At 39.8% G+C, this 17573-nt stretch carries 15 protein-coding genes; 7 read left to right on the top strand and 8 right to left on the bottom strand.

Going from position 1 to position 17573, the window contains the following annotated elements:
- Nucleotide 1 precedes the first annotated feature (1 nt).
- From A7A69_RS00075 to A7A69_RS00055, 5 genes are all read right to left on the bottom strand, one after another.
- A complete protein-coding gene (locus A7A69_RS00075) occupies nucleotides 2-652 on the bottom strand; it encodes a 3-oxoacid CoA-transferase subunit B (RefSeq protein WP_151982206.1) in 651 nt (216 codons plus the stop codon).
- Nucleotides 649-1320: a 3-oxoacid CoA-transferase subunit A gene (locus tag A7A69_RS00070; RefSeq protein ID WP_120371302.1), complete on the bottom strand. Its 672-nt coding sequence runs from the start codon at nucleotides 1318-1320 to the stop codon at nucleotides 649-651. The genes A7A69_RS00075 and A7A69_RS00070 overlap by 4 nt, the downstream gene beginning before the upstream one ends.
- A gap of 51 nt (nucleotides 1321-1371) precedes the next feature.
- Complete coding sequence (locus A7A69_RS00065; RefSeq protein WP_120371303.1) at nucleotides 1372-2646, bottom strand: MFS transporter; 1275 nt, start codon at nucleotides 2644-2646, stop codon at nucleotides 1372-1374.
- Between the two features lie 99 nt (nucleotides 2647-2745).
- Nucleotides 2746-4026, bottom strand: a complete 1281-nt coding sequence (locus A7A69_RS00060; protein WP_206669001.1) for an MFS transporter — start codon at nucleotides 4024-4026, stop codon at nucleotides 2746-2748.
- Nucleotides 4027-4091: 65 nt separating this feature from the next.
- Complete coding sequence (locus tag A7A69_RS00055) at nucleotides 4092-5246, bottom strand: acyl-CoA dehydrogenase family protein (RefSeq protein WP_152875896.1); 1155 nt, start codon at nucleotides 5244-5246, stop codon at nucleotides 4092-4094.
- Between the two features lie 317 nt (nucleotides 5247-5563).
- Here A7A69_RS00055 and A7A69_RS00050 point away from each other — a divergent pair, with 317 nt between their 5' ends.
- The 5 genes from A7A69_RS00050 to A7A69_RS00030 all read left to right on the top strand — a co-directional run bounded on the left by A7A69_RS00050 (nucleotide 5564) and on the right by A7A69_RS00030 (nucleotide 10897).
- The gene (locus A7A69_RS00050) at nucleotides 5564-6352 is read left to right on the top strand and encodes an enoyl-CoA hydratase (protein WP_120371306.1); all 789 of its coding nucleotides are present in this window, start codon (nucleotides 5564-5566) and stop codon (nucleotides 6350-6352) included.
- Nucleotides 6353-6385: 33 nt separating this feature from the next.
- Nucleotides 6386-7147, top strand: a complete 762-nt coding sequence (locus A7A69_RS00045) for an SDR family oxidoreductase (RefSeq protein WP_120371307.1) — start codon at nucleotides 6386-6388, stop codon at nucleotides 7145-7147.
- A 48-nt stretch (nucleotides 7148-7195) separates the two neighbouring features.
- Nucleotides 7196-8713, top strand: a complete 1518-nt coding sequence (locus A7A69_RS00040) for a 3-hydroxyacyl-CoA dehydrogenase (protein ID WP_152875895.1) — start codon at nucleotides 7196-7198, stop codon at nucleotides 8711-8713.
- Between the two features lie 21 nt (nucleotides 8714-8734).
- Complete coding sequence (locus tag A7A69_RS00035) at nucleotides 8735-9940, top strand: 3-oxoadipyl-CoA thiolase (RefSeq protein WP_152875894.1); 1206 nt, start codon at nucleotides 8735-8737, stop codon at nucleotides 9938-9940.
- 111 nt (nucleotides 9941-10051) lie between these two features.
- A complete protein-coding gene (locus A7A69_RS00030) occupies nucleotides 10052-10897 on the top strand; it encodes an IclR family transcriptional regulator (RefSeq protein ID WP_120371310.1) in 846 nt (281 codons plus the stop codon).
- 41 nt (nucleotides 10898-10938) lie between these two features.
- On the opposite strand, the gene A7A69_RS00025 is transcribed toward A7A69_RS00030, so the two are convergent.
- On the bottom strand, nucleotides 10939-12162 hold the full coding sequence (locus A7A69_RS00025) for a CaiB/BaiF CoA transferase family protein (protein ID WP_152875893.1): 1224 nt from the start codon (nucleotides 12160-12162) through the stop codon (nucleotides 10939-10941).
- A gap of 198 nt (nucleotides 12163-12360) precedes the next feature.
- Between A7A69_RS00025 and A7A69_RS00020 the strand changes: the two genes are divergently transcribed.
- Complete coding sequence (locus A7A69_RS00020; RefSeq protein WP_152875892.1) at nucleotides 12361-13551, top strand: MFS transporter; 1191 nt, start codon at nucleotides 12361-12363, stop codon at nucleotides 13549-13551.
- A 40-nt stretch (nucleotides 13552-13591) separates the two neighbouring features.
- On the opposite strand, the gene A7A69_RS00015 is transcribed toward A7A69_RS00020, so the two are convergent.
- Nucleotides 13592-14437 carry an IclR family transcriptional regulator gene (locus A7A69_RS00015; protein ID WP_120371313.1) on the bottom strand — a complete coding sequence of 282 codons (846 nt, stop codon included), beginning with the start codon at nucleotides 14435-14437 and terminating at the stop codon, nucleotides 13592-13594.
- 130 nt (nucleotides 14438-14567) lie between these two features.
- Nucleotides 14568-15785 (bottom strand): CaiB/BaiF CoA transferase family protein, encoded by a 1218-nt coding sequence (locus A7A69_RS00010; protein WP_151982218.1) that lies wholly within the window; start codon nucleotides 15783-15785, stop codon nucleotides 14568-14570.
- Between the two features lie 376 nt (nucleotides 15786-16161).
- On the opposite strand from A7A69_RS00010, the gene A7A69_RS00005 reads away from it, so the two are divergent.
- The gene (locus A7A69_RS00005; protein ID WP_120371315.1) at nucleotides 16162-17385 is read left to right on the top strand and encodes an MFS transporter; all 1224 of its coding nucleotides are present in this window, start codon (nucleotides 16162-16164) and stop codon (nucleotides 17383-17385) included.
- The last annotated feature ends 188 nt before the right edge of the window (nucleotides 17386-17573 follow it).

Raw genomic sequence — 17573 nt, 5'->3', positions numbered from 1 at the left:
TTTAAGTACGAGCATCCACGAGTGGACATGCGGTAACTGCCTGTAATTCCTCAAAGCTTAAACCTTCAACCATTTCAATGACACGTGCTTGTCCATCCTTGAGTTCGATAATGCATAAATCGGTATAAATTCGATTGACGCATTGTTCTCCTGTAATTGGATAGCTCAATTGATTTACAATTTTGGCTTCACCTTTTTTAGTGGTATGTTCCATATAAACAAAGATACTCTTTGCACCTACGGCTAAATCCATTGCACCACCGACCGCAGGGATATCATCTTCCTTACCTGTGTGCCAGTTTGCTAAATCGCCATTTATAGCAACCTGAAATGCACCCAGTACACAGATATCCAGATGTCCACCACGCATAATGTCGAATGAATCTCCATGATGCATAAAACAACCACCTGGTAATAAAGTCACCAGTTCCTTTCCTGCATTAACCAGATCTGGGTCTTCTTCACCTGCTATTGGTGGTGGTCCAAAAGCCAGTACACCATTTTCAGAATGTAGAAAAATTTCCTTATCTTTAGGTAAATATTTAGCAACGTTGGTTGGTAACCCAATACCCAAATTCACATATGAACCATCAGGAATATCTTTTGCGATAATAGTGGCTATTTCTTCACGACTTCTTTTTTGAATGGTCATTTGATATCTCCTACTTTTACAACATGCTGTACAAATATTCCTGGAGTGATGATGCATTCAGGGTCCAGAGTTCCCAACTCTACAACATCATTGACCTGTACAATCGTTGTAGTCGCGGCTTTCGCCATAATCGGACCAAAATTACGTGCTGCTTTACGATAGATTAAATTACCCCAGCGATCGGCTTTGTCCGCATAAATAAAAGCAAAATCTGCATGTAGTGGATATTCCAATACATAGTTTTTACCATTTATGGTTCTTGTTTCTTTACCTTCAGCAATCTTTGTACCGTACCCAGTTGGAGTGAATACTGCGCCAAGCCCTGCACCTGCCGCCTGAATACGACAGGCAAGATTGCCCTGTGGAACAAGTTCAAGTTCAATTTTTCCTGCACGATATAAATCTGGAAAAACTGTTGAACTTACAGACTTTGGAAATGAACAGACCAGTTTTTTTACTAGTCCCGCGGTCAATAATTTGGTTAGACCGTTTGGGCCAGATGACGCATTATTGTTAATAATGGTCAGCTCTTTCGGGGCAATATCAATTAGCGCTTCTAGTAAAGCTTCTGGCTGACCTGTGGTGCCAAAACCACTGGTCATGATGGTTGCACCATCTGGAATCGTTCTTAAGACCGATTCAATATCACTGGTGATCTTATTAATCATATCAATTCATTCCTTCTGTTTTCATTTACAAAATCATTTGTAAACTATTCATTACTCAGCCTTTTGCGGATCGTATAATCTGTCTTTGATAAACAAGGTTGGAATCAAACCACATAAAAAGTAAGCAACACCCATTAAAAGCAAACCTGCACCGATAGAGTTATGGGTTGCTAAATAACCAATTGCAATCGGGGCAAAAATTGCACCAATTCTTCCAATATTAAATGCACCACCTACCGCAGTTCCTCGAATTGAAGTCGGAAAACTTTCAGTTAAATATGTGGCATTAATGGCATAAGGGATTCCATACAAAAATCCAAAAATCAGCATTAACCAACCAATATTTTCAGCAGTGTGGAAATAGACGACGACTGGAATAAATAAAGCAGTGCCCATTGTTCCAAACGCAAATACAATTCGACGGCCAATTCTGTCTGCGACAAAACCTGCTATCACTTTGGCAAACATCATGGTCAGGAAAGTCCCAATCATATAAATTGCCATCTCTTTAAACTTGATCCCCAGTTCTGCCTCTAAATATGAAGGCAGCCAGTTACTCACGCCAAAATAACCAAACAATAAAAACCCAGAACTAAATGTCCACAACATCAACATTCTGCCGTGTTGTTTATCTTTAAATAATGCGACATAAGGGTTTTCGAGTTTTTGTGCTTTACCTGCTTGCGGGTTTGCTAATTTGAGTGCGCGCGCTTTTTTCCACGACGCGGGTTCTGGGACAAGAAAGTACATCAAAATGGAAAAGATAATTGGGATGATTGTAATGAAATACAGCATTCGCCAACCAAACTCAGGAATAACCCATCCTGATAAAGCGGTAATCACCAATGAACCTAAGGTATAACCTGTCATAAGTGTTGCCAGAACAGTTGTTCTATATTTAGTCGGAACCAATTCCGACATAAGTGTGTTACATGCAATATAAAGTGACCCTAAACCTAAGCAGGTAATCGCTCTCAAAATAACAATCTGTTCATAAGACTGTGCCAACCCCGTACATGCTGAAAGAATGGCAAACATTGCTGTTGCGATGACAATCACGCGTACACGTCCAAAACGATCACTTGCCCATCCACCAATCAAACCACCAATGGCCATTCCAAAAATAGACCAGCTTCCTAAAGCGCCCGCCTGTACACTGGTTAAACCAAACTCTGCTTTCAAACTTGTTAGTGTAAAAGCCAAAATCCCGATATCCGCTCCGTCACACAGCAACACCAAAAAACAAAATATAAACGCAGTCATCCAGACTTTTTTTGGTGTCTGAATCACCGTATCTTTCTCAAAACCTAAAACTTCCATTTTCATATTGCCACCTATTTCATTTAGATGAATTTGTTGTACTTTTAAATATTGAATATTTTTTAAATACAGACTGGTGATCCATCACCAGTCTGAATAGCTGCATTAATCTGCTTTTTGCGGGTTAAAGAGTCGATCTTTAATAAATAACAGTGGAATCACACCACAGATAAAATAAGCACCCGCCATAACTAACAGACCTAAACCAATAGAACCATTTTGTGATAAATAACCAATGGTTAATGGCGAGAAAATTGACAGCACTTTTCCGACGTTGTATGCGCCGCCCACTGCGGAACCACGAATAGACGTTGGAAAGCTTTCTGTCATGTAGGTTGCATTGATGGCATAAGGAATACCGTAAAGGAAACCAAAGAACAGCATGAGCCAGAGGATATTGACAGGCGTGTTGAGATACACAATGACTGGAATAAATAAGGCAGTCCCAATTGTTCCGAAAGCAAATACCGCACGACGACCTAGACGATCTGCAATCATTCCTGCAATAATTTTGGCAAAAATCATAATGATGAACGTACCCACCATATACATTGCCATTTCTTTAAATTTAATACCTAACTCTGATTCCAGATAAGCTGGTAACCAGTTACTCACACCGTAATAGCCAAACTGTAATGCGCCTGTACTAATTACCCAGAGCAAAAACATCACACCATGTTTCTTTTCCTTAAAGATTTCACGATATGGATTTTCACGTTTTATGGCTTTCATCCCACCATCAGTTTGAGCCGCACGAATTTGACGTGATTTTTTCCATGATTCTGGTTCAGGCACCATGAAATACATAAAGAAAGACAACACAATTGGAGTGATTGATAACCAATATAGATAGCGCCAACCATGATCTGGAATAATATGCCCAGCCAATAAAGTCGCAAGCAGAGAACCCAGCGTATAGCCCGTCATTAATGCAGCAAGAACTGTAGTACGATGCTTAGTAGGTACCATTTCAGACATCAATACATTACAGGCAATATACAGTGCGCCCAGACCCATTGAGCCAAATACTCGCACAATAGCGAACTGTTCAAAAGAATGAGTAAAACCCAAAGCACAGGTCAAAATTGAAGAATAAGCAATAAAGAACACAATAATACGTACACGACCAAAACGGTCGCACGCCCATCCGCCAAATAAACCACCAATGGCTGAACCCAATAAGGTTAAACTTCCTAATGTCCCTGCCTGTACCCCTGTAAGATGAAACTCTGCTTTTAGACTGGTTAAACTTAAAGCTAAAAAGCCCAAGTCAGCGCCGTCACAAAGTAAAGCAAGAAAAGCAAATATAAATGCGGTAATCCAGATTTTTTTAGGCGTTTGAATTGCCTGTATCGTACTGCTTGATGTAATTGTATCTGTTGCCATGTCTCTTTCCTCAGACAAAAATACATGAGGCATCCAATTGCCTCATGTTTTACTTCACTAAAAAGTTAAGCAGTCACTTCCTTAATCATATTTTTTGCAATAATGATTTGTTGAACCTGAGTTGTACCTTCATACAGACGGAATAAACGCACATCACGGTAAAAGCGTTCAATTGAATATTCGCTGATATAGCCCGCGCCACCATGAATCTGCACACAGCGATCTGCAACACGACCACACATTTCAGTAGCAAACATTTTTGCGCAAGATGCTTCAGTGCTAATGTTTTGACCCGCATCACGACGACGTGCAGCATCTAAAACCATACATTTAGCTGCGTAGATTTCAGCTTTAGAGTCAGCCAACATGGCTTGAATTAATTGGAAGTTTGCAATTGGTTGACCAAACTGCTTACGCTCAACCGCATAAAGTAATGCGTCGTCTAGCATACGCTCAGCAACACCAACGCTATACGCGCCAATGTGTAAACGGCCTTTATCCAAAACTTTCATGGCTGTTTTAAAGCCTACACCTTCTACCCCACCAATTAGGGCTGAAGCTGGAATACGGCAATTTTCAAAAATCACGTCACAGGTATGTGAACCCTTTTGACCCATTTTTTTATCAATTTTGCCTAATGAAATACCTGGTGTGTTGGCTTCAACCAAAAATGCAGAGATGCCACTAGCACCTTTAATTTCAGGATTAGTACGTGCCATAACCGTAAAGGTTGATGCGCGTGGTGCATTGGTAATAAAACGTTTGGTGCCGTTTAAAACATAAAAATCACCATCTTTTACTGCATTGGTTTTTAATGAACCTGCATCTGAGCCTGCTTCTGGCTCAGTTAAACAAAATGAACCAATAATTTCACCGCTGGCATAACGTGGTAAATATTTTTGTTTTTGCTCTTCTGTACCATCAATAATCAAGCCGCTTGACCCGATTCCATTATTTGTACCAATAAGTGAGCGAAATGCTGGAGAAGTATGTCCTAACTCAAAAGCCACATTGACTTCTTCTTCCATCGTCAGACCCATGCCGCCGTATTCTTCGGGAATGGTTAGTCCAAACAGACCTAATTCACGCATTTTTTCAATGACATCCTGAGGAATATCATTAAGTTCATCGACTTCGTGTTCTCTTGGAACTAATTCATTTTTCACAAAATCTCGAATTGTCGAGAGTAATTGTTGCAACATTCCTTCATCGCGGATCATGAGCGATCTCCCATTTCATGTATTTCGCTATTTTTGATTTACTATTTCGCAAATCAATTAGCCTATAAGGTTTCACAAAATTAAATTCTGCTTCAAATTGATTTCATACTACGAGAATTAAAACCAACTTTCCAATACTTTTTAAAAATAAATTTCGTTTAACGAAATTTATTATCATGTGACCTATATTTTTCAATCATTTATTGCTGCAATACTGGTTCATCTTAGAATAAGTAAGAAAAAACACTTGAAAAATTCTGTGGTTTAAGCATCATATGAGGAATATAGTTTTGATATGCGAAACAAAGGATGTGAAAATGACAGAACTTAAAAAGGATAATTTTGTTGAAATAGACTATTCCATCGAAAAGATTGCAATCGTCAAAATTAATCGTCCAGACTCTAAAAATGCTTTAAATACCGAAGTGCGCAAACAACTTGCACAGGCATTTACTGAACTCAGTTTTAATGACGAAATCAATGCGATTGTTTTAACTGGTGGTGATGACGTTTTTGCGGCAGGTGCAGATTTAAAAGAAATGGCTACAGCAGGCTCAACTGACATGATGCTACGCCGTACAGAGCGCTACTGGAATGCAATTTCTCAATGTCCAAAACCTGTCATAGCGGCAGTAAATGGCTACGCTTTAGGTGGCGGTTGTGAACTTGCCATGCATAGCGACATTATTATTGCAGGTAAAGGCGCAATCTTTGGTCAACCTGAAATTAAAGTCGGTTTAATGCCAGGTGCTGGTGGTACACAGCGTTTGTTCCGCGCCGTTGGAAAATTTCATGCCATGCGCATGATCATGACTGGTGCAATGGTTCCAGCAGAAGAAGCGTATCTAATGGGACTGGTTTCTCAAGTGACCGAAGATGATCAAACCATCCCTACTGCAATCAAAATGGCACAAAGTCTTGCCAAAATGCCTCCTATTGCCTTGCAACAAATTAAAGAGGTTGCTCTTTTGAGCGAAGACGTACCACTAAATGCAGGCTTAACTCTAGAACGTAAATCTTTCCAATTGCTGTTTTCTACAGAAGATAAAAATGAAGGTATTACCGCCTTTATCGAAAAACGTAAACCGTCGTATCAAGGCAAATAAATCTTCACAGGCAAATATTTAGGGAATGAAATAATGGCTCGTAAAGTTTTTATTAGTGCTGGTGGTTCAGGAATTGGTCGATGTATAGCAGAAGCCTTTTTGACGCAAGGTGATCAGGTTTTTGTATGCGACATTAATGAAGATAGCTTGCAGAAGTTCAAACAGGATTATCCTCAACTGCATATTGCCTGTTGCGATCTAGGTCAAATGGATGCAATCCAACCTATGTTTGAAAGCGCCATGCAACAGTTGGGCGGATTAGATATTCTGGTCAATAACACAGGAATTTCAGGCCCAACCATTGCAGCAGAAGAACTTAGTTTTGCTGACTGGACGCAGGTTTTAAATCTAAATTTGAACAGCACTTTTATGATGACCAAGCTTGCTATTCCTTATTTAAAGCAATCCAATTCAGGTGTAATCATCAATCTATCCTCCATTGCAGGACGTATGGGCTATCCATTTAGACTGGCCTATTCAACCTCAAAATGGGGAATTATTGGTTTTACCAAAACCCTTTCGATGGAACTGGGTGCATTTGATATTCGTGTCAATGCCGTGCTTCCGGGAGCGGTTGATGGTGAACGTGTACAACGCGTGTTACAAGCACGTGCAGACGCGATGAATATTTCACTTGAAGATGTTACCCAAAATGCTTTGGCCAATCAGTCACTCAAACATTTTGTCAATCCTAAACATATTGCCGATTTATGCGTTTTTCTAGCATCTGACAGTGGTCGTTCTATTTCGGGACAGATATTACCCATTGACGGTGATAAGCAGCGGTTAACTTAATTTTGTTTCACTATTTTTTAATGATTACAGTATCTTAGGACAGTCATCATGACACAACAAATCAAAACTATTGCCATTATAGGCGTAGGTGTAATGGGTAGTGGTATTGCTCAAATCGCGGCGCAATCAGGTCATACGACTTATTTATATGATGCCAAAGCGGGTGCAGCACAACAAGCCAAAGAAAAATTAGCAGCCACATTTCAAAAACTACTCGATAAAAATAAAATCACAGTTGAACAAGCAAATACAGCGAATGCTAACCTATTGGTTGCGAATGAACTCAGTGATTTAAAAGACTGTGATTTAATTGTAGAAGCCATTATTGAACGTCTGGATATTAAACAATCTTTGATGGATCAGCTTGAGGCAATTGTACCTGAAACCACAATTTTGGCGTCAAATACGTCTTCGCTTTCTATTACTGCCATCGCAGCGAATTGTCAGCATCCTGAACGTGTGATTGGTTATCACTTCTTTAATCCTGTACCACTTATGAAAGTGGTTGAAGTGATTCAAGGTTTAAAAACTGATCCAAAACATGTGGAAACGCTGAACCAACTCTCTCGTGTTTTTGGTCATCGCCCAGTGGTAGCAAAAGATACACCAGGATTTATCATTAACCATGCGGGCCGCGCTTATGGCACAGAAGCTTTAAAAATTCTGAATGAAAATGTCGCTGATATTAGTGAAATCGATCGTATTTTACGGGATGGCGTTGGTTTCAGAATGGGGCCATTTGAATTGATGGATTTAACAGGACTTGATGTTTCACATCCTGTGATGGAATCAATCTATCATCAATATTACGAAGAAGCACGTTATCGTCCAAGTCCACTCACCAAACAAATGCTCGAAGCCAAACAGTTAGGCCGTAAAGTCGGTCAGGGTTTTTATGACTATCGTACAGGTAGTAAGACAGGCGAAACAGCAGCCAAAGTGGTCGAGCGTTTAGAACGTTACCCTGCTGTTTGGATTGCAGCCGATTTTGCAGATGATAAAAAACTGCTTGAAGCTTATCTAAGCGCACAAAATATTCAATTGGATACAGGAACAACACCGCAGGCAGACAGCTTATGTTTGTTGGCTTGTTACGGTGAAGATACCACACATGCTGCGAAACGTTTCAATGCAACCCCTGCGCATAGTGTTGCGATAGACATGCTGTATGGCATTGAAAAACATCGTACGCTCATGCCATCCCTTGCAACGAATGCCGATTATATTCAGGCAGCGCACTCCATATTCAATCTTGATGGTGCGATCGTAAGTCGCATTAACGAAAGTACAGGTTTTGTCGCGCAACGTGTATTGGCAATGGTCATTAATTTGGGTTGTGACATTGCGCAACAGAATATTGCAACAGTCGACGACATCAATGCTGCTGTACGTTTGGGTCTGGGTTATCCATATGGCCCAATTGAATGGGGTGATGTACTTAACTCAGACAAGATTCTATTGATTCTAAATCGCATTTCCGAATTGACTTACGATCCGCGTTATCGCCCTAGCCCATGGTTACAACGCCGTGTCGCACTGAATCTTCCACTTACATTTACTGCTTAATTTAAAAAGGGAATTTACTCCATGTTAAACGCATATATTTACGATGGTTTACGTACACCATTTGGTCGCCATGCAGGTGAACTAGCTTCGATTCGTCCAGATGACCTAGCAGGCTTGGTCATTCAACGTCTGATTGAAAAAACAGGTGTACCGGGTGCGGATATTGAAGATGTCATTTTTGGCGATACCAATCAGGCAGGTGAAGATAGCCGTAACATAGCGCGTCATGCGGCATTGTTGGCAGGCTTGCCTGTGACTGTACCGGGTCAAACTGTCAATCGTTTATGTGCCAGTGGTTTAGGTGCAATTATCGATTCTGCACGTGCGATTACGTGTGGCGAAGGCGATTTATATGTCGCGGGTGGCGTAGAAAGTATGTCACGTGCCCCATTTGTGATGGGCAAAGCAGAAAGTGCTTATAGCCGTGAAGCCAAAATTTATGACACCACCATTGGTACACGGTTTCCTAATAAAAAAATCGTAGCGCAATATGGCGGTCATTCAATGCCAGAAACAGGCGACAATGTCGCTGCTGAATATGGTATTACACGTGAGCAAGCCGATTTATTCGCTGCACAATCTCAAGCCAAATATCAAAAAGCAAAAGAAGATGGCTTCTTTACTGGTGAAATTACGGCTGTTGAAGTATCTCAAGGTAAAAAATTACCACCGAAACAAGTGACTGAAGATGAACATCCTCGTCCAAGTTCAACGGTTGAAGCCTTAACCAAGTTAAAACCTTTATTTGAAGGTGGTGTTGTCACTGCGGGTAATGCTTCAGGTATTAATGATGGCGCTGCTGCTGTGTTGGTAGGTTCCGAATCTGCAGGTCAAAAATATGGTCTTAAACCGATGGCAAAAATTTTGTCTGCGGCAGCGGCAGGTGTTGAACCACGTATTATGGGTGCAGGTCCTATCGAAGCTATTAAAAAAGCCGTTGCTCGTGCGGGTTTAACCCTAGATGATATGGATATTATTGAAATCAATGAAGCCTTTGCCTCACAAGTTCTTTCTTGCCTCAAAGGCTTAGGGGTTGATTTTAATGATCCACGTGTCAATCCAAATGGCGGTGCAATTGCAATTGGACACCCACTTGGTGCATCTGGTGCACGTTTAGCATTGACTGTCGCACGTGAGTTACAACGTCGTAATAAAAAATACGCAGTTGTTAGCTTATGTATTGGTGTAGGCCAAGGTTTAGCAATGGTGATTGAAAACGTCGCTTAATGCTTAAAAAAAGATCCATTCATCACATCAGCGCAGTGATGAATGGATTTATTTTACAATGCGAAATAAAATGTTCTATTATCACAAATTATTCTTGAATTTGAGAACTTGATGTCGCAAAGCGCCGAAACTAAAAAAAATGATAAAAATCTTAATTTCGATGAAATTCGTTTAGATCCTATTTCTCATATTCACCGTGAAAATAATCCTCAATTTATTGCTTCTTTAGCTCGTGGTTTGGAATTGCTGCGCTGTTTTTCACTACAGCATCAAGTTTTAGGTAATTTAGAATTAGCTAAAATGACAGGATTGCCAAAGCCGACGATTGCCCGCATTACAAATACTTTGGTTAGCTTAGGCTATTTGAAGCAAATGCCAGATTCGCCTAAATATATGCTAGATATTGGTGTGCTTTCTTTAGGTTATGCGGCTTTATCAAATCTAACTATTCGCACGACTGCACATCCTTTTATGGAAGAAATGAGTTTGTATGCCCAAGCTCCAGTCGCACTTGCTGCTCGTGATCGTCTGAATATGCTTTATCTGGATGTCGTACAAACCAATAGTACATTACGTCGTCCAATTGGCTCGACCTTGCCATTACACAACAGTTCAATGGGGCGTGCCTGTTTAGTTGTAACGCCAGAATATGAGCGGAATTTAATTTTAGAAGCGATAAAAAAACGGGAACCTGATCAGTGGCTCGACATTAAAGAACAACTGGATCGTGCTTTTGAACAATATGATAAACATGGTTATTGTTTGTCTTTAGGCGAATGGCAGCAAGGCATTAATTCTGTTGCCGTACCTTTGGTCAGCTCAAAACATGGTATATATGTGTTTAACTGCGGTTCTCCATCTTATTTGCTTAGTGCTGAAAAAACCATTGAAGAAATTGGGCCGCGTTTAAAATATATGGTGAATAGCATTCAGGATGCTTTGACCGAAAACCTATAAATTAAAAGGAGCAATTGATTGTTATCAATGCTCCAAACACTTTAACCCTGTTGAACGACTTTTTTGTCTTTTAAATCCTGTAACTCATGTGCAGATACAAATCGATTTAAAATATCGTCTGTGTCTTCGCCCAAATATGGCGGTGTTTTAACATATTGTACAGGCGTTTTAGATAGCTTAATTGGTGAGCCGATCGAGATATAATCAGAACGTAGTGGATGCTGCATATTGACCAGCATTTCCCTAAAAACGACCTGCTCTTCTTCCAAAGTCTGCTGTAAATTATTGATCATACCTACAGGCACGTTGACTGCATGAATACGATCGACCCATGTTTGTGCTGACTCCGTCATAAAATGCTGTTGAAGTATGGCGGTAATTTCTGCACGGTGGGTTACGCGGCCTTTGTTTTTTGCAAATTTAGGGTCTTCGCACAGTTTTGGCAAACCAATGCTTTCACATAAAGCTTTAAACTGTTGGTCGTTGCCACAGGCAATAATAAACTCACCTTGCTGCGCTTTAAATACTTGATAAGGCACAATATTGGCATGTGCGTTACCAAAACGTCCTGGTACTTTTGCAGAAGTTAAATAATTCATGGCAAGCACAGATAAAGAAGCAACTTGAGTATCTAATAATGCCATATCAATATGCTGCCCCTCACCTGTGGTCACACGGGACAATAATGCTGCCTGTATCGCAATCGCAGCATATAAACCTGTGGTTAAATCTGCAAATGCCAATCCTGCTTTTTGTGGGCCACCACCAGGCAAGTCATCACGCTCACCCGTGACACTCATCATGCCACCCATACCTTGTATAATAAAATCATAACCGGGTTCAGCAGCACGTGGACCCTTTTGACCAAAGCCAGTAATTGAGCAATATACGAGTTTAGAGTTGATCTGACTTAAACTTTCATAATCTAGACCGTATTTTTTTAAAGAACCCGCTTTGTAGTTTTCTATCAGAACATCGCTCTCAAGCACCATTTTTTTAATTAGTGCCTGTCCTTCTGCTGTAGCCAAATCAATCGCGACTGAATGTTTGCCACGATTTGCTGATAAATAATAAGCGGATTCGCCAGTATCCTGACCTTCATTGTTTTTGAGGAATGGAGGCCCCCAAATTCGCGTGTCATCACCATGAAATGGTTTTTCAATTTTGATTACTTCCGCGCCTAGATCTGCCAATATTTGACTACACCACGGTCCAGCAAGAATTCGACTTAAGTCCAAAACCCTAAATCCTGTTAAGGCACCCATATTATTCCTCATGATTATTGATCAAATTTAGCTCTTCCATTGACGTCGTTTTTTTAATTCGACAAACTCATAATAAATCAAAATATCACCTAGCAAAATATAATTCTATTATTATTGTAAAAATATTTGTTTTTGATTAAGCTTGTTTAACCCCAATGTGCAAACAGAATTGCACTGTCAAAACTCAAGTGAAATTGCATGAAATCTTCGAGTATTTATACACCGACCGTTATTTTGATGGCAGTTGCTGCTGGTATTTGCTCAGGAAGTAATTATTTTAGTCAGCCTTTAGTACACTCAATGGCATTGGCACTTGATCTTTCAGAAACAACCATTGCATGGGTTCCCACACTTGCCCAAATTTCCTATGCCTGTGGCTTATTATTTTTAATGCCTCTAGGCGATATTCTTGAGAAAAGACGACTGTTATTTATTCTGATGTTGCTTGCATCTTTGGGTTTGTTGATTAGTGGCTTTTCAAGTCATATTGGTCTGATCATGTTAGGCACTCTAATCACAGGGTTATTTTCCATATCTGCACAGCTTTTATTGCCTTTGGCTGCAAGTTTAGTTCCAATCCAACACAGTGGTCGCGTGGTGGGGTTTCTAATTAGTGGTTTAATGATCGGTATTTTGTTAGCCCGTTCATTATCTGGGCTTATGTCGACTTTATTTTCGTGGAATATTATTTATCTCATTAGCGGTTTCTTGTTGTTGATGATCGCCATCATTTTGTATCGAAAAATTGGGGCTTTTCCAGCGACACAATCTGAAAGTTATTTCACTACCATCCGATCAATTCCTGTTATTTTTAAGGAAAATCAAAGATTAAGATGCCGAAGTTATATTGGCTTTCTCACCTTTGCAGGCATAAGTATAACATTTACCACAATGTCACTTTTGCTTGCACCTGCACCATACCATTTTAGTGATTTTACAATTGGCTTATTTGGTTTTGTTGGTATTATCGGAACTTTTATTGCTAATTTTTCAGGTAAATATATCGATCAGGGCTATATTCATAAAATTTCGATTTACTGTGGTTTCGGGCTGATTCTGAGCTGGATTTTATTTCGTTTATTGCCATTTTCTTTTATTTTTTATGTCGCAGGAACGATTTTAATCTATTCATGCCTTTCTGCTGTTCATGTCACCAATCAAAGCATTGTGTTTAAGCTCAACCAACAACTTAAATCCAGATTTAATGCAATTTACATGACCAGTTATTTTACTGGAGGTGCGGTCGGAACAACGGCAGGAAGTTATGCATGGCGGCATTTTGGTTGGAATGGTGTATGTGTTTTAGGCTTTATTTTGGCGATTTTGACACTTTATTGTTGCCTTCGAGATGCCAAACTGTCACCTATATTGGTACAAAAAAACCAGTAACATGAATATTCACATTACTGGCTTGGTTTTATTAAAAAAATTAACCAATTTCAGTTTTAATATTATTGACCATATGCAATAAACGCGGTGCGATATCTTCTTCTAGTTTTTCACGTTTCATAATAAAACTTGGGCCACCACAGTTAAACACCAATAAACCATGTTGCTCATGCAATAAAGGCACAGCAACGGAATTGACATCTTTATGCCAGTCACCAATAGAGAAGCAATAACCAAAATCCTGATAGTCTTTAAAGGCTTTATCCAAATCGCGATTGATCTTGATCCAGTCTTCCTTATGCTTATTACGAATCGCATTCAATAAAAAGTCGCGTTCATCTTCAGGCATAGCAGCAAGGCAGGCACGTCCCATCGAACTCAAGTGAATGGGCAAATATGTCCCGACCTGACGACGCATAGTCACATTACCTTTACCCTGCACCACATCCAAATAGATCATGTTTAATCGATCACGCGTAGACATGGCAACAGCCGCACCTGCATAATCAGCCAGCTCTTTCATGTATGACTGTGCAATCGAGCGCACCGAAACATTGGCAAGCATTGAATAACCAAACGCCAATACACCTACCGACAATTGAAATTTGGTTGAGTTTGGTACTTGGCGAATATAGCCTAGACGCGATAAAGTATGCGTCAAACGAGTAATCGTAGGTTTAGGTAAACCTGTCATTTGTGATAATTCCTGATTACCCAAATGCGGTTGTTTAGCCGAAAAACAACGTAAAAGCTCTAAACCACGTGCAAGCGCGGTGATAAACTGACGATCCTCTTCCTCCTGCATATCTTCAATCGGATGAAGTAATTCGTGGCGTAGCGGAACCAGTAGTTTTTCAGTTTGTTCGGTTTCGTTTAAATCAGTCATGGTATTAGAGCGCACTCAACTCAATTAATGTTTCGCATTGCGAAAATTATAATCTATTTATTCTATTAATAGCAAAAGAAGCATGTATAAAAACGTTTACTTCTTTTGCTATTGCTGCCTTTTTGTAGACTTATTCTACAATGCCTTTAGATTTTAGTGTATCCAGTGTTTGTTTAGACAAAATCCTCAACAATATTTCATCCGTATGTTGACCCAACATTGGAGGAGCCCGCTTATATTCGACAGGAGTACGTGACATCTTAATTGGAGATCCAATGACTTTAAGATGTTCTTGTTGTGGGTGCTGCATCTCCACCAACATTTTTCGCTCCACCACTTGTGGTTCCTGAAATGCTTGTTCAAGATTATTAATTACACCAACAGGGACTTTTGCAGCATGAATCACAGCGACCCATTCATCGGCAGTTTTATGAGAAAAATGTGCTGAAAGTAAATTTGTGATTTCTTCACGGTGCTTAATGCGATCTGCATTTCGGGTAAATTTCGGATTATTCGGAAGCTCTGGCAATCCAATCGCCTGACACAATTGAATAAATTGTGTGTCATTACCACAGGCAATAATAAAATCACGATCTGATGCTTTAAAAACTTGATAAGGCACAATATTGGCATGCGCATTGCCAAAACGACCCGGTACTTTACCTGAAGCCAGATAATTCATGCCCTGATTTGCAAGTGTTGCAATCTGGACATCCAACAATGCCATATCAATGTACTGACCCAAGCCAGTAATATTTCGGTTAAGTAAAGCGGCTTGAATGGCAATCGTTGAATACAAACCTGTCGTAATGTCGGAAAATGCAATACCGAGTTTCTGAGGACCACCGCCCGGTAAATCATCTTTTTCACCGGTAACAGACATAAGTCCGCCCATGCCCTGAATGATAAAATCATAACCAGGTTCTTCTGCACGTGGACCAGTTTGCCCAAAACCCGTAATCGAACAATAGATGAGTTTAGGATTAAGCTTAGACAATGTTTCATAATCTAGTCCATATTTCTTTAATGAACCAGTTTTATAGTTTTCAATCAAAACATCAGATTCGAGAGCCAATGCCCGTACAACCTCTTGTCCTTCTGGCGTTGCAATATCAATTGCCACTGAAAGTTTATTACGGTTAGTCGATTGATAATATGCAGCCTCATGGGTCGCGCGCCCTTCATCATCTTTCATCCATGGTGGTCCCCAAGAGCGTGTATCATCGCCACGTTTAGGACGTTCGACTTTTATGACTTCTGCGCCCAAATCTGCCAAGATTTGACCACACCACGGACCTGCTAGCACCCGACTTAAATCTAGAACACGGTATCCTTCTAGAGCACCCATACTTTTTCCTATAACGACCAGAATCGACAAAATCATTTAATATTTAAAAATTAATATTAAATTTCGCATAGCGATATTTAAAAGCTAATATACACCGATTAACAACAATAGCAAAGACTGACAAGTTCAAGACTAAAGTCTTAGTTTTATAGTTTCAGGAAATTTCTTATTAAAAAACATAAATTTAATATAAATAACAAAATATCGCTATGCGATATTTATTTTTATTAATGTTGTTTTATTTGATTCTTTGTTTTACTATCCGAAAAATTTTTAGAAATCTCCCAATAGCACTTACTGGCTTTTAGTCATGCAGCCAGCCTATGGGCAATTTCGTCTGTGGTAAAGGAATATAGCTGTGAACACAAATAATTTAATGTCCAGAATTGGACCAAATACATGGAAAATTGCATTTTTGTTTGCATTTTTGGCACTATTGGTCGATGGTGCCGATCTCATGTTACTTTCTTATAGTTTAAATAGCATCAAAGCTGATTTTGGTCTGACTTCAGTTGAAGCGGGAATGCTGGGGAGCTTTACACTTGCAGGTATGGCTATTGGCGGAATTTTCGGTGGATGGGCATCTGACCGTTTTGGGCGTGTGCGTATTGTCGTTTTTTCTATTTTAACATTTTCAATTCTGACCTGCGGACTTGGACTAACTCAAAGCTTTTTACAGTTTGGTATCTTACGTTTCTTCGCTTCATTAGGTTTAGGCTCTTTATATATCGCCTGTAATACACTAATGGCCGAATATGTTCCAACTCGCTATCGCACAACAGTTCTAGGTACTTTGCAAGCTGGCTGGACCGTCGGTTATATCGTGGCCACTCTTCTTGCAGGCTGGATTATTCCTGAACATGGCTGGCGTATGTTGTTCTTCGTTGCAATAGTGCCTGTGATTATGGCAATCCTGATGTATGTTCTTGTGCCTGAGCCAGCAGCATGGCAACAAGCACGCTTACAACCGATGCAGCGCGCTGAAAAATCGAAGGAATCTGCATTTAAAATCATTTTTCAGGATAAACGTAACCGCAATATGTTTATCTTATGGGCGTTGACTGCGGGCTTCTTACAGTTTGGTTATTATGGCGTAAATAATTGGATGCCATCTTACCTCGAAAGTGAACTTGGCATGAAGTTCAAAGAAATGACTGCCTATATGGTTGGAACATATACAGCCATGATTCTAGGTAAAATATTAGCAGGATACATGGCTGATAAACTTGGACGTCGTTTTACTTATGCCTTTGGAGCCATCGGCACCGCAATTTTTCTTCCTCTCATTGTGTTTTATAACTCTCCTGCCAATATTCTATATTTATTGGTCATCTTCGGGTTTCTATATGGCATCCCATACGGTGTAAATGCCACTTATATGACAGAAAGCTTCCCAACTGCAATTCGTGGTACAGCCATTGGAGGTGCATATAATGTTGGTCGCTTAGGTGCAGCTATTGCACCAGCAACAATTGGTTTTCTGGCATCGGGCGGTTCTATCGGATTAGGTTTTGTTGTAATGGGCGCTGCATATCTTATTTGTGGTGTTATCCCTGCACTTTTCATTAAAGAAAAACAGTACGACCCGCAAAACTCATAATTTTTTAGAACAATACAACATTTAAGTTTATAGCCAGTATTAGCCCTACTGGCTTTTTTTATTTCAGAAATAAATCTTGTTTTATGCAAAATAACAAATTAAAATATCGACAAGCGAAACTATATTTCTTTTTTATTATGGATAATCTTGAACGCGAATCAATGGAATTTGACGTAGTGATCGTTGGT

The organism is Acinetobacter guerrae (assembly GCF_009372255.1).
GTDB lineage: Bacteria > Pseudomonadota > Gammaproteobacteria > Pseudomonadales > Moraxellaceae > Acinetobacter > Acinetobacter guerrae.
This window is presented reverse-complemented; position numbering and strand designations above follow the sequence as displayed.